General features: G+C 71.8%; 20 protein-coding genes. 9 read left to right on the top strand and 11 right to left on the bottom strand.

The features are described 5' to 3' along the window. The first annotated feature begins 7 nt into the window (after positions 1-7). The gene (locus C503_RS0117425; RefSeq protein ID WP_018683502.1) at positions 8-1,801 is read left to right on the top strand and encodes a sodium/solute symporter; all 1,794 of its coding nucleotides are present in this window, start codon (positions 8-10) and stop codon (positions 1,799-1,801) included. Between the two features lie 13 nt (positions 1,802-1,814). Here the strand turns inward: C503_RS0117425 and C503_RS0117420 are convergent, their stop codons facing one another. The 5 genes from C503_RS0117420 to C503_RS0117400 form a co-directional block, all read right to left on the bottom strand. Next, positions 1,815-2,711 carry a DUF4328 domain-containing protein gene (locus C503_RS0117420; RefSeq protein WP_018683501.1) on the bottom strand — a complete coding sequence of 299 codons (897 nt, stop codon included), beginning with the start codon at positions 2,709-2,711 and terminating at the stop codon, positions 1,815-1,817. Continuing rightward, positions 2,712-3,050, bottom strand: coding sequence for a rhodanese-like domain-containing protein (locus C503_RS0117415; protein WP_018683500.1), 339 nt, complete (start codon positions 3,048-3,050; stop codon positions 2,712-2,714). A 52-nt stretch (positions 3,051-3,102) separates the two neighbouring features. Beyond that, positions 3,103-3,891, bottom strand: coding sequence for a hypothetical protein (locus C503_RS0117410; protein WP_018683499.1), 789 nt, complete (start codon positions 3,889-3,891; stop codon positions 3,103-3,105). Continuing rightward, complete coding sequence (locus C503_RS0117405; protein ID WP_018683498.1) at positions 3,891-4,385, bottom strand: SigE family RNA polymerase sigma factor; 495 nt, start codon at positions 4,383-4,385, stop codon at positions 3,891-3,893. Before C503_RS0117405 ends, C503_RS0117410 begins: the two co-directional genes overlap by 1 nt. A 61-nt stretch (positions 4,386-4,446) precedes the next feature. Next, on the bottom strand, positions 4,447-5,655 hold the full coding sequence (locus C503_RS0117400; protein WP_033400699.1) for a cytochrome P450: 1,209 nt from the start codon (positions 5,653-5,655) through the stop codon (positions 4,447-4,449). 93 nt (positions 5,656-5,748) lie between these two features. On the opposite strand from C503_RS0117400, the gene C503_RS0117395 reads away from it, so the two are divergent. Beyond that, a complete protein-coding gene (locus C503_RS0117395) occupies positions 5,749-6,705 on the top strand; it encodes a DUF5926 family protein (RefSeq protein WP_026316407.1) in 957 nt (318 codons plus the stop codon). After that, positions 6,702-7,043 (top strand): DUF952 domain-containing protein, encoded by a 342-nt coding sequence (locus tag C503_RS0117390; protein ID WP_018683495.1) that lies wholly within the window; start codon positions 6,702-6,704, stop codon positions 7,041-7,043. Before C503_RS0117395 ends, C503_RS0117390 begins: the two co-directional genes overlap by 4 nt. A gap of 59 nt (positions 7,044-7,102) precedes the next feature. Here C503_RS0117390 and C503_RS0117385 read toward each other — a convergent pair whose 3' ends face one another. From C503_RS0117385 to C503_RS0117370, 3 genes are all read right to left on the bottom strand, one after another. Next, entirely contained in the window at positions 7,103-7,633 is a 531-nt protein-coding gene (locus tag C503_RS0117385) for a ferritin (RefSeq protein ID WP_018683494.1), read from the bottom strand. Between the two features lie 358 nt (positions 7,634-7,991). Beyond that, a complete protein-coding gene (locus C503_RS0117375; protein WP_018683492.1) occupies positions 7,992-9,176 on the bottom strand; it encodes an arginine deiminase in 1,185 nt (394 codons plus the stop codon). A gap of 236 nt (positions 9,177-9,412) precedes the next feature. Next, positions 9,413-10,528: a hypothetical protein gene (locus C503_RS0117370; RefSeq protein WP_018683491.1), complete on the bottom strand. Its 1,116-nt coding sequence runs from the start codon at positions 10,526-10,528 to the stop codon at positions 9,413-9,415. A gap of 115 nt (positions 10,529-10,643) precedes the next feature. On the opposite strand from C503_RS0117370, the gene C503_RS0117365 reads away from it, so the two are divergent. Together C503_RS0117365 and C503_RS0117360 are read left to right on the top strand one after the other, a co-directional pair. Next, complete coding sequence (locus tag C503_RS0117365; RefSeq protein ID WP_018683490.1) at positions 10,644-11,450, top strand: DUF2470 domain-containing protein; 807 nt, start codon at positions 10,644-10,646, stop codon at positions 11,448-11,450. Positions 11,451-11,492: 42 nt separating this feature from the next. Continuing rightward, positions 11,493-12,299: a CPBP family intramembrane glutamic endopeptidase gene (locus tag C503_RS0117360; RefSeq protein ID WP_018683489.1), complete on the top strand. Its 807-nt coding sequence runs from the start codon at positions 11,493-11,495 to the stop codon at positions 12,297-12,299. Between the two features lie 5 nt (positions 12,300-12,304). On the opposite strand, the gene C503_RS0117355 is transcribed toward C503_RS0117360, so the two are convergent. Then, entirely contained in the window at positions 12,305-12,718 is a 414-nt protein-coding gene (locus tag C503_RS0117355) for a hypothetical protein (RefSeq protein ID WP_018683488.1), read from the bottom strand. Positions 12,719-12,799: 81 nt separating this feature from the next. Between C503_RS0117355 and ligD (C503_RS0117350) the strand changes: the two genes are divergently transcribed. Together ligD (C503_RS0117350) and ligD (C503_RS0117345) are read left to right on the top strand one after the other, a co-directional pair. Next, the gene (ligD, locus tag C503_RS0117350) at positions 12,800-14,251 is read left to right on the top strand and encodes a non-homologous end-joining DNA ligase (RefSeq protein ID WP_018683487.1); all 1,452 of its coding nucleotides are present in this window, start codon (positions 12,800-12,802) and stop codon (positions 14,249-14,251) included. Then, positions 14,241-15,158, top strand: a complete 918-nt coding sequence (gene ligD, locus C503_RS0117345) for a non-homologous end-joining DNA ligase (protein ID WP_018683486.1) — start codon at positions 14,241-14,243, stop codon at positions 15,156-15,158. The genes ligD (C503_RS0117350) and ligD (C503_RS0117345) overlap by 11 nt, the downstream gene beginning before the upstream one ends. On the opposite strand, the gene C503_RS43385 is transcribed toward ligD (C503_RS0117345), so the two are convergent. Then, the gene (locus C503_RS43385) at positions 15,159-15,653 is read right to left on the bottom strand and encodes a hypothetical protein (RefSeq protein ID WP_018683485.1); all 495 of its coding nucleotides are present in this window, start codon (positions 15,651-15,653) and stop codon (positions 15,159-15,161) included. Positions 15,654-15,869: 216 nt separating this feature from the next. Beyond that, complete coding sequence (locus C503_RS0117335) at positions 15,870-17,045, bottom strand: homogentisate 1,2-dioxygenase (RefSeq protein WP_018683484.1); 1,176 nt, start codon at positions 17,043-17,045, stop codon at positions 15,870-15,872. Positions 17,046-17,115: 70 nt separating this feature from the next. Between C503_RS0117335 and C503_RS0117330 the strand changes: the two genes are divergently transcribed. After that, positions 17,116-17,982 (top strand): DUF488 family protein, encoded by an 867-nt coding sequence (locus C503_RS0117330; protein WP_281170515.1) that lies wholly within the window; start codon positions 17,116-17,118, stop codon positions 17,980-17,982. Further along, a complete protein-coding gene (fahA, locus tag C503_RS0117325; RefSeq protein ID WP_018683482.1) occupies positions 17,979-19,175 on the top strand; it encodes a fumarylacetoacetase in 1,197 nt (398 codons plus the stop codon). The genes C503_RS0117330 and fahA overlap by 4 nt, the downstream gene beginning before the upstream one ends.

The raw sequence follows: 19,175 nt of genomic DNA, 5'->3' as shown, positions 1-19,175 counted from the left end.
GAACGCGGTGGAACTGAACCTCTGGGCGGTGGCGGCGATCCTGCTCGTCGGCCTGGCGACCTTCTCGCTCGGTTTCCGCAGCTCCCGGCAGGCCAGCACGACGCAGGACTTCCTGGTCGCCCGGCGCACGGTGCGGTCTCGGCGGAACGCGGCGGCGGTGTCCGGGGAGTACCTGTCGGCGGCGTCGTTCATGGGCGTGGCCGGGCTGGTGCTCAAGGACGGGGCCGACGCGCTCTGGTACCCGATCGGCTTCACCGGCGGCTACCTGGCGTTGATGCTGTTCGTGGCCGCGCCGCTGCGTCGCTCTGGTGCCTACACGCTGTCCGACTTCTGCGAGGCTCGGCTGGGCTCGCCCGCCCTGCGCAGGCTGTCGACGGCGTTCGTGGTCTTCATCGGGATGCTCTACCTGGTGCCGCAGTTCCAGGGTGCCGGGTTGGCGGTGCACCAGATCCTGCCGTCGGTGCCTGGGTGGACCGGTGTCGGCCTGGTCGCGGTGCTGGTGATCGTCAACGTGTTCGGCGGCGGCATGCGCGCGGTGACCGTGGTGCAGGCCTTCCAGTACTGGCTCAAGCTGTTCGCCATCGCCGCGCCCACGTTCGTGCTGTGCGCGCTGTTCTTCAGCAACGGCGGGGTCGACGGCATCGGTGCCACCGGGTTGTCCCAGCCCGCGCCACCGCGGTTCCTCAGCGACGCGACGGTCACCGTGGAGACCGATGTGCGGCTGTCCGTGGCGGAGTCGGTGCAGCTGCGTGCCACCGGTGTCGTCGACGGCGGCTACACCAGAGACCAGATCGTCTTCTGGGGGCCTGGCTGGCACACCGCGAGCGAGGGCACGGTACTGGAGTTCAGCGAGGGCTCGGCCACCCCGGTGATCGAGGGCGCGACGGTCGCCAACATCGACTGGCTGCGCCCGATCACCGGCTCGAACGACCTGTTCACCACGTACTCGCTGATCATCGCGCTGTTCCTGGGCACGATGGGCCTGCCGCACGTGCTGGTCCGCTTCTACACCAACCCGGACGGCCGCGCGGCCCGGCGCACCACGCTGCACGTGTTGACGCTGCTCGGGCTGTTCTACGTCTTCCCGATCATGCTGGGCGCGCTGTCCCGGGTCTACGCGCCGGAGCTGCTGGTCAGCGGTCGCACCGACGCCGCCGTGCTGGCGCTGCCGATGAAGATCGCGCCGAACACGCTGGGCGAGATCCTCGGCGCGATCACCGCCGCCGGCGCGTTCGCCGCGTTCCTGTCGACCTCGTCCGGGCTGGTGGTAAGCGTGGCCGGGGTGCTGTCCACGGACGTGCTGCGCGGCCGCATCCGGGACTTCCGGTTCGGCGCCGCGCTGGCGGGCAGCCTGCCGCTGGTGCTGGCCATGCTGTTGCGGCCCAGCGACATCTCGCTGAGCGTCGGCATGTCGTTCGCGCTGGCCGCGTCCACGTTCTGCCCGGTACTGCTGCTCGGCATCTGGTGGCGCAAGATCACCTGGGTCGGTGCGGTGGCAGGCATGCTGGTCGGCGGCGTACTGGTGCTGGTATCGCTGGTGGTCACGACGGTCAGCGACTACACCGGGCACTGGGCGCCGACGTTCCTGCAGCAGCCCGCGCTGGCCACGGTGCCGATCGCGTTCCTGGTCGTGGTGATCACCAGCAAGGCCACGCCGAGCCGGATCCCGGCGGACACCAACCGGATCCGGATGCGCATGCACGCCCCCGACCGGCTCGGTTTCATCCGCGACCGCGACATCGCCCGCTTCGGCACGGCGGCCGAACGCGCCCGGCTGGCCAACGGCCGCCACCGCCGCTGACCCTGCGGGGGAGTCAGCGGCGCGCGGTCGCGGGGCGGTCGATGCGCTCGGCCTTGGGGGCGTCCGGTACGCGAACGACGCGCAGCAGGCGCACCGAGGTGGGGTCTATCGGCGCCAGCAGAGTGGTCAACCTGGTGACCACGCGCGCGGTGATCACCGCGACCGCGACCGCCACCAGGTCTGTCACCGCGGACAGCACCACGCCGTCCGCCTGCGCCTGCACGGAATCACGCAGCCGCCACAGCAAGGTCGCCAAGAACAAGACAGCGCTACCCGCCCACACGATCCACCAGGCCCGCAGCAACGGCGTCGGCCGCGGCCGGGAATCGACATCGCGGCGCAGCACCGCGTGCTCCAGTTCCGCCAGCACCGCGCCGGGGATCACCAGGTTTGCCCCGGGGATGAACAGTCCGGGCAACAGCTGCCAGTCCGGGCGCGCGGGCAGGTAGCCCACGGTCTCGGCGGCCGCGTGCCGCGCGGACTTGATCCACCACACGCAGCTGGTCGCCGCGATCAAGCCTGCCGCGATCGACAGCACCGCCCCCGTGACCACCAGGCTGTCGGACAGCTGCACCGTGCCGCGGTTCAACGCACCCGTGCGGCTCGCCAGCAGCAGTGCGTACCGCCAGATCTCCGCACCCGTGGCCACCGCGGCGACGACCGCGAGCACCCACAGCGCCGTGACCGCCAGCCGGGCCCGCGCGCGGACGCGCTCGACCGGGGCGTGCTCGTCCTCGTCGACCCCGGCCACCGAGGTCGGCCACCGCCACGCCAACGCCGGGAAACCCCAGCGCGGCGGCGTGCGGTAGGCGGGCGGGCCGAGGTAGCGGGTGCGGTGCCTGCGCGGCGCGGGCGTGCTCGAACCGGGCGGCGGGGTCGCCACCCACTCGTACCCCGGACCTGGTCGCACCTAGATGACCTGCGGTTCCGCGCCGGAGTCGCAGATGACCGGGTGGCCGAGCGCGGCCCACGACTGCATGCCGCCGTCGACATTGGTGGCGTCCCAGCCGTTGCCGTTGAGATACTCGGTGACTCGCGCGGACCGGCCGCCCATTCGGCAGATCACGTACACCGGGCCGTCCGCGGGCAGCTCGGCCAGCCTGCCCGCGATCTCGCCCATCGGGATGTGCAGGGCGTCCGGCGCGTGGCCCGCGTCCCACTCCTCCTGCTCGCGCACGTCGAGCAGGGTCGCCCCCTCGGGCAGGGACCCCAGGTCGCTGGCGGGCACGCTGGGCACGCTGTTCGGCATCACACCGACGATGCTGCCACGCCCGCCCGTTGCGCGCGGGTGAAGCACCCGGTCAACCGCTCGCCACCCGCGTCAGCGCGCGTGCCAGGTCTGCCTCGCTGATCGGCAGGGCGGGCTGGTCGCCGCTGCGCACGGAGACCAGGACTCGCTGTCCGTCGGCACGCAGGAGCAGGGCGTGCATCACGATGCCGATCCCGCCCGGGTCGGGCACCGCCGGGTACAGCTGCGCCGTCGTGCCGTCGCCCAGCCGCTGCCGCTTCGGGGGCAGGCAGTTCCCGGCGGCGAACATGAGCACGTCGGCCTCCTGGGCGGCCGTGCCCTGGTAGTCGCCGGTGGACACCGCCACGCTCGCGGAGCCGTCACCGTCGACCGAGACCGGGATGTCGATGAGGTACCTGGACGCCGGGTCCTCGCCCCAGTAACCGACGTGCGCGCCGCGCTCCGCCAGCGCCGACCGCAGCGCGTCGCGGAACGAGCCCGACGTCTCCTGCGTCGCGACGCCCAGGTCCTGCGGTATCCCGCACTGGTAGACCAGGACACCGTTCCGCGTCACGAGGGCCTGCGGCCCGCTCGGCTCGCGCCCGTCCCCGGGTACTCGCGGCCAGTCGACCTGCTCGCCCACCAGTCTGCTGTTCGCGACCTCCAGCTCCGATGGCGTGCGGAGGCAGGTGATGGCCACCCCGACCAACCCGATGAAGAGCAGGACCGCCAGCGTGGACGTGCCCACGCGGGCCGCCCGGGTGCGCCGCCCGCGGCGGATCACCAGGTCGAGGGTCGTGCTCGGGGCGGGCGCGGGTCCCACCAGCAGGGCGTGCAGCGCCCGCTGCTCTTCCACGGACATCACACGCTCCTCACGTTCTCGGGGTAGGCCGCGCGCAGGGTGGCCAGGCCGCGGGCGGTCTGGCTTTTGACCGTGCCCGTCGAGCAGGACAGCGCGGCGGCCGCCTGCTCGACGGACAGGTCGGCGACGAACCGCAACACCAGCACGGCCCGCTGCCCAGGAGGCACGCTGAGCAGCGCGCTGCGCAGCACCTCCTGGTCCGGAATCGTCGACTCCCCTCCGACCGGCGAGTCCGGAACCTCCGCGACCACCCGTTCGCGCGCCCGCCCGCGCCGCCGCGTGTCCAGGAACGACCTGGTCAACACGGTGCGCAGATAGGCGTCGGCGGTGTCCCGCCGCACCTTCGACCAGCGCGCGTAGACCTTCACGAAGGAGTCCTGCGTGATCTCCTCCGCCACTGCCCAGTCCCCGCACATCGCGTGCGCGATCCGCCGGTAGGTGTCGAAGCGCGCCGCGAAGAACTCGGCGAACTCCTCGTCGCGTGCCCGCACCACCCTGGCGCCCTCCCCTGGTTGTCGCCCCTTCTACGCACTTCCCGGGACGGGGGTTGCACGGTCAGCCGACCGGCAGTGCCCGGAGACCGCGGATGACGAACTCGGGTCTGCGTTCGGGTTCGGTGGCGAGGCGGAGATCGGGGAGCCGTTCGGTCAGGGCACGCAACGCCGCCGCCACCTCCACCCTGGCCAGCGGGGCGCCGACGCAGTAATGGATGCCCGCGCCGAAGCCGAGATGGGGGTTGGGGGAGCGGGCCAGGTCCAGGCGGTCGGGGTCGGGGAAGGCCAGCGGGTCGCGGGCGGCGGCACCGAGCAGGGCGGCGATCTTGGTGCCGGGTTCGACGACATGACCCGAGATCTCCACCCGGGCGGTGGCGGTGCGCTCGAACAGCTGCAGGGGTGCGTCGAAGCGGATCAGCTCCTCGACGGCGGTGGGCAGCAGCCCGGGATCGGCGGCCAGGCGGTCCCACTGGTCGCGGTGGTGGAGCAGGGCGAGGACGCCGTTGCCGATCACGTTCACCGTCGCCTCGTGCCCCGCCATCAGCAGCAGCACGCCGGTGGCCACCAGTTCGTCCGCGGTCAGGCGGTCGGTGCCGTCGCGGACCGCGACCAGGTCGGTGATCAGGTCCGCACCCGGTTCCACGGCCCGGCGGGCGGCGAGTTCGCGCAGGTAGTCGGCGAACTCCCGGGCCGCGTTCTCGGCCGCCGCGGCACGGTCCGGGGGCAGGCCGTACTCGTACATCTTCACGATCGTGTTGGACCACGGCTGCAACCGCGGCCGATCTTCCTCCGGGACGCCCAGCAGCTCGCCGATCACCTCGACCGGCAGTGGGCCTGCCACATGGGCGAGCAGGTCGGCTGACCCGTCCGCGGCGATACCCGCCGCCAGGTCCGCCACCATGCGATGGGCCAGTTCCTGCACCCGGGGCCGCAGCCGCTCGGTGTGCCCGCGGCCGAACGCGGCGGAGATCAGCTTGCGCAGTCGGGTGTGTTTGGGTGGCTCGTTCTCCAGCAGTGAGTCGCGGTGCAGGGCGTTGAACGCGGCGAACGCGGTCACCGGTTCCTTGTCGCGCCACAGCCTGCCCAGGCCCCGTTCGCGGAGCACGGCCGAGCAGGCCGCGTGCGATACCGCGACCGGCAGGCCGAGTTTCTCGTGCCAGTGGACCCCGCCTTGGGCGCGCAGCTCGGCGAAGGCGGGATAGGGGTCGGCGATGAACGCCGGGTCGGTGGGATCGAAGGTCACGGCTCTCCTTCCGCCAGCGGTGCCCATTCTGGGCCGGACGCGGGGGTGGTGAAACCGGATGGCGTCCGAATGGGTAGCGTTCGTCCGCACCGCTCTCGGCACCGAGTGAGGAGTTCGCAGATGTCCAGGCGATCCGCTGTGAAGCACGCCCGCAAGGCCAAGCCCGCGGACGCCTCCGGCATCGGCCCGCGCCAGCCCTGCCCGTGCGGGTCGGGCAAGCGCTACAAGGCCTGCCACGGGTCGGCCGACGGCGCGGTGGACATCCCGGTCGCCCGGCCGTTCGACGGCCTGGCCGCCGAGCGGGAGCTGATCGCGCTGCGCGAGTTCGTGCCGTCCGGCACCGCCGTGCTGCCGCTGACCAGTGGCGACCGCGAGATCACGCTGGCCACCGTGCTGCCGATGGCGGCCGCCGCGCTGATCCGTGCCGACGGCGTCGCCTATGTCGGCCTGCAGGTCCAGACCAGGTCCAGCGACGTCAGCCGGGACTTGGCCCGCGCGGTGCGCTGGGCGCTGACCGCGAAGCCGGGCGACGTGCTCGGCGTGGTCGGCCCGGACACCGATCCGGGTGACAAGCCGGAGCGGCTGCAGGACCTGGTGGACCTCGACGCCGATCTGGACGTGCTGGTGCACGACGACTTCGCCTGGTGGATGCCGGAGGGCAGCGAGCCGAGCGGCGAGGTGGCGGTGTCCCTCGAACGGGCGAACAGCGCCATCCTGCCTACCGAGCGCATCGGCCCGGCCGCCTACTGGGTGGACGCGGGCGAGCGGGCGCACCTGCGCTGGGTCCGCCCGGAGCCGGAGGAGCAGCTGCTGGCCGCGCTGGCCCGGCTGCACGCCCGCGGCGAGCTCGGCCTTGGCGAGGGCTCCCGCTACGCGGGCTCATTCCGCGCGCACGGCCTGCTCGTCCCGGTGTGGGACCTCGACCGCGAGTCGCACGCCCGGGAATGGACCGAGGCCGTCGAGCAGCTCGGCACCCGGCTGGACGCGGCCCTGGCCTCGCTCGCCGACGAGCCGCTGACCGGCGAGGAGCGGCGGGCCAGGGACGGCCTGCTCGGTCGGCAGATCACGATCCGGTGATCCTGCACATCCTGGCCCGGTCGGACTGGCCCGCGGCCGAGGTGCGCCCGCCGAGCCTGGCCACCGAGGGCTTCGTGCACTGCTCCGACCCGGGTACCGTGCACCTGCCCGCCGACCGTATCTACGCGGGCCGCGCGGACCTGGTGCTACTGGAGATTGATCCGTCCAAAGTGGACGCGCCGGTGCGCTGGGAGCCCGGCGCGCCACCGGTCCCGGGTGGACCGTGGTTCCCGCACGTGTACGGCCCGATCCCGGCCGCGGCCGTGGTGGCGGTGCACGACTTCCCGCCGAACCCGGACGACACCTTCACCCTCCCGGACTCGCTCGCGCACCGCTGACTGAGCCGACACGAAAGGGGGACGGACCACAGTGGTCCGTCCCCCTTTCGTTCGCTGCGTTAGAGCGTTCCACCCGCCGCGCGCGGGGCGGTCGGGTCGGAACCCTCGTCGCCGACACTTTCGCGGGCCAGGTACGCCTCCACGTCGAAGAGATTCCCGTTGGACCGCTTGATGACATTGAGCAGGGTGCGCATCGAGGCGACTTCCTCGACCTGTTCCTTGAGGAACCACTGCATGAACTGCTCGCCCTTGTAGTCCTCCTCGTCGCGGGCGGTCTTGGCGAGGTTGACGATCTCGTCGGTGACCGCGCGCTCCTGCTGGAGCGCGAGCGTGATCAGCTCGACCGCGTCGGCGAACTCGTTGCGGACCTCGTCGACCCCCGGGACGGTCACCGGGACATCGCTGTCCAGCAGGTACTGGGTGATCATCATGGCGTGGTTGCGCTCCTCCAGCGACTGCCGGTAGAAGTGCGACGCCAGTCGGGGCAGGTCTTGCCCGTCGAACCACACCGCCAGTGCGACGTACTGCTGCGAGGCCGTGAACTCGTTGCGGATCTGCACCTGGAGGAGTTTGTGGAACTTGGAGGTCATGCTGGTGAAGGTACCCCGAGCGGACCGTGATCGCGCATTTCTTCCCCCGATTATCCGATACTTTTGATCACGTTAGGCAAGCCTAGGAAATGCTTTTTCAGGTTAGGCACCCCTAACTGTCGTTAGGCATTCCTAAGCGCGCATCGCCCTCGTATTCACCGCATCGGGCTACCGAGTTCGTCCGGCGCGGGGTGGACAGGGGTGGCAGGATCGTCCGGTCATCTCGATCTGGATACGGGCAGGTGTGGCAAGGATGGAGTCCGACTGGCGGTGGCCTGCGGCCGCCGCGGCGGTGTTGCTGATCGCGTTCGGCACGTTGGCGTTCGTCACCCTCTGTTGGTTGCTGTCTTGACGCCCGCTACAGCGCGTCCCGGCGGACCGGGCAGGACATGCAGCGCGGGCCGCCGCGGCCGGTGCCCAGCTCGGAGCCACTGATCCGGAGCACCTCGACGCCCGCGTCCTCCAGCCGCGCGTTGGTCTCCACGTTGCGCTCGTAGGCGACGACCACGCCGGGCGCGACGGCGAGCGTGTTGTTGCCGTCGTCCCACTGCTCGCGCTCGGCGGTGACCGGGTCCAGGCCGGTGTCGATCACGCGCAGCCGGTCGATGCCCATCGCCGTTGCGGCGGCCTCCAGGAACGGTGCCGGGCCGTCGACCACCACGCCGCCCATCGCGTCCGGGCGCAGCGCGTAGGCGCGCAGGGTGTCGCGCACCGCCGGGTACATGACCACCGCGTCCCGGTCGACCATGGTGCACACGGTGTCCAGGTGCATGGTCGCCCGGTCCTGCGCGATCGGCACGGCCAGCACGGTGTGCGCGAGGCCGTCCCGGAACGCCGAGCGGGCCAGCGACTCCGCGCCTGCCGGGGTGGTCCGCTCGCCGACCCCGATGGCGATCACGCCGGGGGCCAGCAGCAGCACGTCGCCGCCCTCGACCGGGGCCGAGTGTGCCCCGTAGGCGCGGCCCGCGGAGCGGAACCGCGGATGGTAGGCGTAGATCAGGTCGAGCAGGGCCGTCTCCCTGGCGCGCGCGGGCATGGCCAGCGAGGCGATCGCCACCCGGTCGCCGATCCATACCGACGAGTCGCGGGTGAACAGCAGGTTGGGCAGCGGGTCGACCACGAAGTCATGCGGGTGGTGCATCTTGCGCACCAGCGAGGCGCCCTCGGCGGCGGGCAGCTCCTCGAAGGTCATGCCGCCCATCAGCACGTCCGCCAGGCCCTTGGCATCCACGGTGGACAGGTAGCCGCGGAGTGCGTCGGCCAGTTCGGTGCCCAGCCTGCGCCGGTCGACCGCGGTGTCCGCCGCGGCGGCGTGTGCGCGCTCGTCGGCCAGCGCCACCACCAGGCTGTCGGCCAGCCGCATGACCTCGACGCCGCGGCCGGTGAGCACGTCGGCGAACGCGTCGTGCTCGTCCTGGGCCCGGTCGACCCACGGGATGCTGTCGAAGAGCAGCTGGTCGTTGTTGCGCGGGGTGAGCCGCTTGAGCTCGTTGCCCGGCCGGTGCAGCAGCACCGTGCGCAGCGGTCCGACCTCGCTGTCCACCCGTGGCGCGGGCGCGGGCTGCTCGGCATCGGGGATGTGGGCTGTCACGCGCTTGAGGGTAGCCACTGGGTAAGGAAAACGCCGTGCGTGCGCGGCTCGCACGGCGAAGAAAGCCATAGATCGCCGCCTGGACCGATGATTCGTTAACCGAGATCCGCGACCGAGTGGCGATCCGTTGCGGCAAAGTGGTCCGCGGCGGTGTCGCCTCGTCGGTCGAGGTTCCGGCAGGCCGGTAATTATTTCGAATCGAAGGTGGCGATATTCAGGAACGGATAGCCGGGAATTCCCACCGCCGCCGGTTTCCCTGGGCCGGGTTGGCCCGCGACCCAGAGCGTCCCGGTCGCGGCGATATTGCTGCGCAAAGCGTGCCCGGCACGCGGCAGCGTCACCCCGACCGTATCGCCGCCGGGCAAAGTGGCCCGCCCGGTGACGGTTACCTTGCCGACCTTCGCCGGTTTCGGGAAATCGGCTTTCACCGGTGTCCACGGGCCCGCCGCGAGCAGCCGGTCGGCCTTGATCCAGTAGCGGAGCTTGCCGACGCGCCAGGCGAGGTAGCCCGCGATGGCCAGCGTTCCGGCGAACGTGCAGACGGCCAGCACCACCTGATCGGACTGCACGCCCCGGCGGATCAGGTCGACGGTCACCACGACGGCGAACAGGAACAACAGGCCGGGCGCCACCACATCGGTGCGCGAACGCTTGCGCGGAGCCGCGATCACCCGGGACAGCACGGCGTCACCCGCGGCGAGCGGGATCCGCACCGGGGCGGTCTGCTCGACGGTGATCTCGTTCTCGCCTCGGGACTCCCCGGGTACGACCTGGGCCTGTCCCAGCGGCAGCGCCAGGCCGGGCGCGCGGACCGCCGCCCAGCCGCGGTCGTCCGGGCCGACCAACCAGACCGTGCCGGTGCGGGCGAGCACCTGCTGGGCCGCCCACGGCAGGGCTGTGGCGACCAGCCGCAGCGGGGGCTTGCCGTCCTCGCGCACCAGCAGCGTGGCCCGCGGCAGCCCGCGCCGTCCCGCGCGGAAGACCTGCACCGACGCACGTCGCCACGGCTCGGCGCGGAGCAGTCGGCCCGCCGGGCCGATCCACCGGCCGGACAGCCAGATCGCGAGCATGGCGGTGATCAGGAAGGCCAGGGCCGCTATGGTCAGCACCGCGATACCCGGCCAGCCCGCGTCCGCGACCGCGAGCAGGATGGCCGGGACGCCCAGCGCCACCGTGGCGAGGGGGAGGACGAGCAGGGGCGCGCGCAACGCGGTGAGCGCGCGAGTGGTGGCGGGGTCGTCGATCGCCGGGCCCGTGGTGGGCGGTTCGACGACCGGTGCCTCGCGCTGACTGGACTTGCTCATGTGCCCTCCCGGGTCCGACCCGTCCGGCAGCGTAGCCAGTTCGTGGGATCCGCCCGCGCCGCCTTCCCCCGGACCGCGGGTGCAAGTTAGGGTGACCTAAGTCAGGAGGTGACCGGTGAGCAGATCGGACGCGCCGCGGCCGCCCGCGCCGCACCCGGCCGAACGGGCCCGCACCATCGCGGCCCTCGGCGGGCGCGCCACCCTGGTGCCCGCCGCCGACCGCGGCCACGCGGACCTGGAGTCGGCGCGCACCGACCGGGTGCACCCGCTGCTGCACCACGTGCTCGACGACGGCTCCGTCGCCGTGCTGCTGCCCGCGAACCACGAGCTGGTCGCGGGCGCCTGGCAGGCCCCGCGCGGCGAGCTGGCGGCGATGCTGGAGCTGGCCGACCCGGCGCCGGTGCCGCTGCGCGAGCCCATCCGCGGCCTGCTGTGGCTCACCGGCTGGCTGCGCGCGCTGGCCGCGGACGAGGCCCGTGCGCTGGCCGTGCTGGTCGCCGAGGAGCGGCCCGACCCCCGGCTGCTGGACGTGGGCCACGGCGCCGAACTGCTCCGCCTCGACCCGGCCTCGCTGGTGCTGGCCGACGCCGAGGGCTCGCACTCGGTAGCGCTGCCCGCGTTCACCGCCGCCCGGCCGGACCCGTTCGCCGAGTTCGAGGCGGGCTGGCTGCGGCACCTGGAGCTGTCGCACACCGACGTGGTCGGCGCGCTGGTCCGGCACCTGCCGGAGGAGCTGCGCGGCGGCCACGTGCGCCCACTCGGCCTGGACCGCTACGGCCTGCGGCTGCGCGTCGAGGCCATCGACGCCGACCACGACGTGCGGCTGGCGTTCTCCCGCCCGGTGCACACCCCGACCGAGCTGAGCGCCGAACTGCGCCGCCTGGTCGGCTGCCCGTTCCTGGCAGCACGCCGCACCGGGTAGTGGTGCGACCGGGTGGCCCGCCGACCGGGTAGCTTTCCGCAGGTGGTGAACCTCCGGGCCTGGCTCGCGCCGACCCCACCCGGCGCTGACCTGATCACCGACCCGGCCGAGCGGCGGTTGGTGCGGCTGGAGCTGCTGGTCGTCTTCACCGTGACGCTCGGCCTGTCCGGGCTGAGCAGCCTGCTGTCCCTGCTCGACGCGCTGGCCCAGCCGACCGCGCTGAGCCAGCAGTCGGTGGCGATCAACGTGCCGCAGGCCGACGTGGACGTGCTCGACCTGCTCAAGCAGCTGGTCGGCGTGCTGCGGCTGACCGCGTGGGGCGCGCTCGGCCTGTACCTGCTCTACCGCGCGGGCATGCGCCTGGCGACCATCGGCCTCGACGGCCGCCGCAAGGGCCGCGACGCCGCGCTCGGCGTCGGCCTAGCCGCGCTGATCGGCCTGCCGGGCCTCGGGCTCTACCTGGTCAGCCATGCCATCGGGATCAACCTGGCGGTCGCCCCGTCCACACTGGACGACACCTGGTGGCGCCCGCTGGTGCTGACCCTGCTCGCCGCCGCCAACGCGTGGGCCGAGGAGATGCTGGTCGTCGGCTACCTGATCAGCAGGCTGCGGCAGTTGGGCATGCGCGAGAACGCGTCGCTGTTCAGCGCGGCCGTCCTGCGCGGTTCGTACCACCTGTACCAGGGCTTCGGCGGGTTCATCGGCAACGTGGTGATGGGTCTGGTGTTCGGGCGGGTGTGGCAGCGCACCAACCGGCTGTGGCCGCTGGTCCTCGCGCACACCCTGCTCGACTTCATCGCCTTCGTCGGCTACTCCCTGCTCCGCGGCAAGGTCTCCTGGCTGCCCTAGGACCACTAGCCAGCGAGCAAGCCGATCCCGATCGAGACCACGCCGACGGCGAGTGACACCGCGCCGAGCCAGATCAGCGCGATGAGCTTGTTCGGCCGGGTGACCTCGCCGCGCCCCATCGACGAGAAGAAGAACCCGGCGGAGATCAGCGCGGCGGCCAGTGGCACGCCGATACGGGAGATCCACCCGATCGCGCCGGTGAGTCCGGCGGCGTCGGCCAAGACGAGGCAGACCAGGCCCAGGGTGACCAGGACGCCCGCGTGCGCGTGGCCCGCGCGGGCGAACTTCTGCTGGAACGGGCTGAGCTTCTGCTGCCCGCCCGCGACGCGTATGAGGAACCAGCCGCCGAACTCGATGCCGACGACGGTGAGCAGGACGGCGCCCGCGAGGTGGCGGCTGGGGTCGGAGAGAGTGAGCATGGCGAAAGGTTACAGTGTTACGTAACAGCGTTTCAATAGCTTGGGCTAGCGGATCCGCGCTGGTCCGGGTAGCAAGGGCGGATGGCAGGGCTGGGTGAGTACCGACGCAAGCGCGACGCCGCGCGCACGCCGGAGCCGGTGCCAGCCGAAGACCCCGCACGCGGCGCCGACAACACCTTCGTGATCCAGGAGCACCACGCCAGCCGCCTGCACTGGGATGTGCGGCTGGAGCGTGACGGCGTGCTGGTCAGCTGGGCGGTGCCCAAGGGGCTGCCGACCGAGCCCGGTGACATCCGGCTGGCCGTGCACACCGAGGACCACCCGATGGAGTACGCCGACTTCGAGGGCGAGATCCCCAAGGGTGAGTACGGCGGCGGCCGGATGGTCATCTGGGACCGCGGCACCTACGCGACGGTCAAGTGGAGCGACCGCGAGGTGGCCGTCGTGTTCGCGGGCACGCGCGTACAGGGCAAGTACACGTTCTTCCACGGCGGCAAGTCCGCCAAGGACTGGATGGTCCGCCGCTCCGATCCGCCCCAGCGCTCGGACTGGGTGTCGCTGCCCGACACCGTCGAGCCCATGCTGGCCAGTCCGGGCGCGTTGCCCCGGCTCGAAGACGACGACGACTGGGCGTACGAGTTCAAATGGGACGGTGTCCGCGCACTGGCCCGCGTGGACGGTGGGCGGCTGCGGCTGTTCTCCCGCAAGGGTAACGACATCACCGCGACCTACCCGGAGCTGCGCATGCTCGGTGAGGAACTGGGCAGCACGCAGGTGTGGCTGGACGGTGAGATCGTCGCCTTCGTCAACGGCAAACCCTCGTTCCCCGCGCTACAGAAGCGCATGCACGTGGACGACGAACGCCTGACCCGCCGCTTGGCGGCCGATTTCCCGGTCACCTACGTGGTTTTCGACGTGCTGCACCTCGACGGCCGCCCCTGCGCGAACCTCCCCTACACCGAGCGCCGCGTGCTCCTGGTCGACCTCGCCCTGCGCGGCGCGCACTGGAACACCTCGCCGAGCTACCCCGGCGAGGGCCCGGCGGTGCTGGAGACCGCGCGCGAGCAGGAGTTGGAAGGGATCATCGCCAAGCGCCTGACCTCCCGCTACTACCCCGGCCGCCGCAGCCAGGAGTGGGTCAAGATCGCCGATCTGCGGGCCGCCGAGGTGGTCATCGGTGGCTGGCGGCCCGGCGAGGGCAGGCGCAGCGGCGTGTTCGGCTCGCTGATGCTCGGCATCCCGTCCCCGGCAGGCCTGCGCTACGTCGGCCAGGTCGGCACCGGGTTCACCGACGACATGCTCGACACGATCATGGCGAAGCTGCGCCGCCTGGCCCGCAAGACGCCGCCGTTCCACAACGAGGTTCCCCGCGAACGCGCCCGCGGTGCCCACTGGGTCCGCCCGACGCTGGTCGGGGAGGTCGTGTTCCGCGACTGGACCCCGGACGGCAGGCTGCGCGCCCCCTCCTGGCGCGGCCTGCGCCCCGACAAGTCCCCGTCCGATGTCGAAGGGTGGACCGACGATGGCCGATGAGGTCCTGGTGGAGGTCGAGGGCCAACGCCTCCGCCTCACCAACCTGGACAAGGTCCTCTACCCGGACGACGAGTTCACCAAGGCCGACGTGATCGACTACTACCGCCGGGTCGCGCCCATGCTCGCACCGCACCTGAAAGACCGGCCGGTCACCTTCCGCCGCTTTCCGGACGGTGTCGCCAAACCCGGCTTCTTCGAGAAGAACGCCTCCCGGCACGCGCCCGCGTGGATCCGCACGGTCACCATCGAGACGCCGGGCAGCAGTACCGGCGCCGAGTCGCTGGATTTCGCGCTGCTGCCGGACCTGCCATCGTTGGTCTGGGCGGCCAACCTGGCGGGCCTGGAACTGCACGTGCCACAGTGGACAGTCGGGCCGCGGGGCGGCAAGCAGCCCCCGGACCGGCTGGTGTTCGACCTTGACCCGGGCGCGCCCGCCTCGATCGTCGAATGCTGCGAGGTGGCCTGCCGGTTGCGCGAGCTGCTGACCGCGGACGGGCTCGACCCGGTCGCGAAAACCAGTGGCTCGAAAGGGATGCAGCTCTACGCCGCGGTCACCACCCGATCGCCCGACCGCACCTCGGAATACGCGAAGGAACTGGCCGAGCGGCTGGAATCGGAAATGCCGAGGCTGGTCGTGTCCAGAATGGCAAAAAACCTTCGTCCTGGGAAAGTCTTCATCGACTGGAGCCAGAACAGCCCCAACAAGACGACCATCGCGCCGTACTCGCTGCGCGCCCGCCCGCTGCCGACCGTGTCGACCCCGGTGTCCTGGGCCGAGGTGGCTGGCTGCCGCGCCGTCGCGGACCTGACGTTCACTGCGGACGACGTGCTGGACCGGTTGGACGGGCCGGGCGACCTGTTCGCGCCGCTGCTGGCCAAGGGACCCCGGCTGCCCGCCAAGCGGTGATCAGCGGCTGCTCGATGCCGCGTGCGCGACGCCCGCGCGGATGTCGTCGAGCCGGTCGGCCAGGTCGATGATGTCGTCGAACGCCGGGTCGTCCACCGCGGCCAGCTCGCACACCCGCGCGACCAGGTTCTCCAACCCGACCACGCCGATCTCCAGCTCCCCGGCCAGCTTCTCGTAGACCGCCAGCTCGCGCAGCGTCCGCACGACCGCGTCCACCCCGCCCGCCAACAGCGCCACCTGCTCGGCCAGCAACCCGTCGGGTAAATCGGCGGCGACCGCGGTGAGCTCCTGTTCCGCCGCGTCCGCCCGCGCCACCCACTCGGCGCCCGGACTCCCGGACCGAGCCAGCCCGGCGAACCACGCCCGGCCCAAGAGGACGGCCACGCCGACCCCGACCGCCAGCGCGGAGGGCAACTGAATCGCGAAAGCCACCGCGGTGGAGCTGCCCGCGAGCAGCACGCCCCACGGGTTCGCCAGTTCTCTCGCGTAGCTCATGCCCGTTTCTCCCGCGGCCGTGGGGGATGACGACGGGTTATCCTAATGGGATCCTATTGGGAATCAATCACCTCACCGCCCGGATGTTGCCGTTCTGACACCGATGCCTACTCGTGGCGCATTGTGTTGGTGAATCCCTTTCGGACACCAGTCTGAATTCCCGGGCGGATTCGGGCGAAACGCCCCCGGCGGGTCGACCCCCGCCGGGGGCGCCGGTCACGACCAGTCCGGGCCGCGCCTGCTCCAGGTCCACGCGTAGCGCGGGTCCTCGCTGTCCGTCGCGGCCTCGCCCAGCTCAAGCGGGCGGAACGTGTCCACCATGACGGCGGTCTCGTCGAAGAAGTCGGCGCCGATCGAAGCCTCCGCCGCGCCCGGCTGCGGGCCGTGCGTGAAGCCGGACGGGTGCAGTGACAGCGAGCCGACGCCGATGCCCGAGCCCTTGCGGGCCTCGTAGTTTCCACCGACGTAGAACATCAGCTCGTCCGAGTCCACGTTGGCGTGGTTGTAGGGCACCGGGATCGAGTCCGGGTGGTAGTCGACCTTGCGCGGCATGAACGAGCACACCACGAAGTTCGGGCCCTCGAACGTCTGGTGTACCGGCGGCGGCTGGTGCACCCGGCCGGTGATCGGCTCGAAGTCGCTGATGTGGAACGCCCACGGGTACAGGCAGCCGTCCCAGCCGACCACGTCGAACGGGTGGTTGGCGTAGGTGAACCTGGTCAGCCCGGCGCGGTGCCGGACCAGCACGTCCACGTCCTCGCCGTCGACCAGCAGCGGCTCGGTCGGCCCACGCTGGTCGCGCTCGCAGTACGGCGAGTGCTCCAGGAACTGGCCCTTCGCCGACAGGTACCGCTTGGGCGGGCCGATGTGCCCGGACGCCTCCACGATGTAGAGCCGGAGCTCGCCGTCCGGCACCACGCGGTAGGTGGTGGAGGTCGGGATCACCAGGTAGTCGCCGTCGGTGACGCGCAGCGCGCCGTAGACGGTCTCCACCGTGCCGCTGCCGCCTTGGACGTAGAACAGCTCGTCGCCGACCGCGTTGCGGTAGAGCGGGCTGGGCTCGGTGGCCACCGCGAAGCCGATCACCACGTCCGCGTTGCCGAACAGCGTCCGGCGGCCGGTGACCGCGTCGGTGTCGGCGGCGAACTTGAGCTCCTGGGTGCGGAAGTGCCGCGGCTTGAGCGGGTGGTTGGGCGTGAACGGGCCGCGGAAGTCGGCCACGACCTGGGCGTCCACGATCGCGGTCGGCAGGTGGCGGTGGTAGAGCAGAGCGGAGTCGGAGGAGAAGCCTTCCACGCCCATCAGCTCTTCGGCGTAGAGCTTGCCCTCCGGTGAGCGGAACTGGGTATGCCGTTTGCGGGGTATCTCCCCGACGGCGCGGTAGTGCGGCATTGCTCCTCCGAAAATGTCCGGACAGCGGACATCTTTGTTCAGTTGGCGGTACGCTACTAGCGTGTCAGCCGTGTCAAGCGCAGCTCCCCTCCCAGCGCCCGGTCCGCGCGGCATCCCGCCGCTGTTCGCGCGGCTTGTCGACGATGCGGCCCTGTTCCCGCCCGGCAACGCGCCCATGCCCGACGCGGTGCGCATGCACCTCGAAGGCCGGGAGGGCGACCGCGCGGGTGTCATGGGTCTGTTCCTGTGCCAGGCGTCCCGTCTGCCCGAGCTCATCACCGAACTGGTCAAGGCGAAACCCGCCAAGCCGGTGGCGCTCTCCCTGGTGATCGATACGGGGCTGGGCGGTGTGCCCAAGGCGCTGTCCATCGTCGAGTCCCGGGCCGAGCTGCTGGCCCTGCGGATGGTCGAGATGCCCGCCCCCGGCGACGTCGACGACGTGTGGCTGGAGCGGGTCAACGAGTTCGTCCCCGAGGACGTCATCCGGGTCGTGGAGCCGCGCCGGGGCGGCAAGGAGTGGCTCGACGGCGTGCGCCGGGTGGTCGACCACGGCAGCTGGCCCAAGATCCGCTGCGGCGGGCTGAGCCGGGAGGCGTTCCCCAGCGTGGCCGAGGTCGCCGACTTCCTGTCGGTGATCAGCTCCGGGGAGGCCTCGTTCAAGGCCACCGCGGGCCTGCACAACGCGGTCCGGCACACCGACCACGAGACCGGCTTCGAACACCACGGGTTCCTCAACCTGCTGGTCGCCACCGCCCGGCTGCTCGCGGGCGGCGACGTGCGCGCCGCGCTGTCCGAGACCGACGGGACGGTGCTGGCCGAGGAGGTCAAGGGCCTGTCCGACCAGGCCGCGCACGCGGTGCGCGCGGTGTTCGGCTCGTACGGCTCGTGCTCGCTGAGCGAACCGGTGGAAGACCTGGAAGGGCTGGGCCTGCTGTGAGCTGGATCGACGACCCCGCGTTCGCCGCCGACCGCCCGTTCGGCCCGCAGACGCTGCCCTACGGCGTCGTGGAGACCGCCGACGGCCCGTCGGTGGCCGTGCGGGTGGGCGACCACGCGCTGCCGCTGCGCCCGATCGCCGACGAGTTCACCGGTGAGCTGGCCGACCTGGTCTCGGCGGAGTCGCTGGACGCGCTGCTGGCCGCGGGCAGGCCCGCCTGGTCGGCGCTGCGCGCCCGGCTGCGCGAGCTGGTCACGGCCACCGCCGCCCCGGACGGCGCGGTGCTGCTGCCGCTGGCGGACGCACAGGTGCGGCTCCCGTTCACCGTCGGCGACTACGTCGACTTCTACTCCTCGCGGCACCACGCGGAGAACGTCGGCCGGATCTTCCGCCCGGACGGCGAGCCGCTGTTGCCGAACTGGACCCACCTGCCGGTCGGCTACCACGGCCGCGCGGGCACCGTCGTGGTCTCCGGCACCGACATCCCGCGCCCGCACGGCCAGCGCAAGGGCGACGCGGGCCCGGTGTTCGGCCCGAGCGTGCGGCTGGACATCGAGGCCGAGGTCGGCTTCGTCTGCGGCGGCCCGCCCGCCCGCCGGGTGTCCACCTCCGCGGCCGCCGAGCACATCTTCGGCGTGGCGCTGGTCAACGACTGGTCCGCCCGCGACATCCAGGCCTGGGAGTACGTGCCGCTCGGCCCGCACCTCGGCAAGTCCTTCGCCACCTCGATCGGCGCCTGGATCACCCCGCTGGAGGCGTTCGCCGCGGCCCGCGTCCCGGTCGTCGAACCGGACCACCCGCGGCTGGACTACCTGGTCGAAGACGCGCACTGGGGGCTGGACATCCGGCTGGAGGTGGTCTGGAACGGCACCATGGTGTCCCGGCCCGACTTCACCCAGATGTCGTTCTCCTGTGCCCAGCAGCTGGCGCACATGACGGTCAACGGCGCCACCGTGCGCCCCGGCGACCTGTTCGCCTCCGGCACCGTCTCCGGCCCGGACAAGCGGCAGCGCGGTTCGTTCCTGGAGCTGAGCTGGAGCGGCAAGGAGCCACTGACCCTGGACGACGGCACCGAGCGCACGTTCCTGGAGGACGGCGACACGGTCGTGATCACCGCGACCGCGCCCGGCCCGGACGGCACGGTGGTCGGCCTGTCCGAGGTCGTCGGCACGATCGTGGCGGCGGTGGACTGA

This window comes from Actinokineospora enzanensis DSM 44649 (assembly GCF_000374445.1).
Lineage (GTDB): Bacteria > Actinomycetota > Actinomycetes > Mycobacteriales > Pseudonocardiaceae > Actinokineospora > Actinokineospora enzanensis.
Note: the sequence above shows the minus strand (reverse complement) of the source record. Positions and strands in the feature narration are given on the sequence as shown.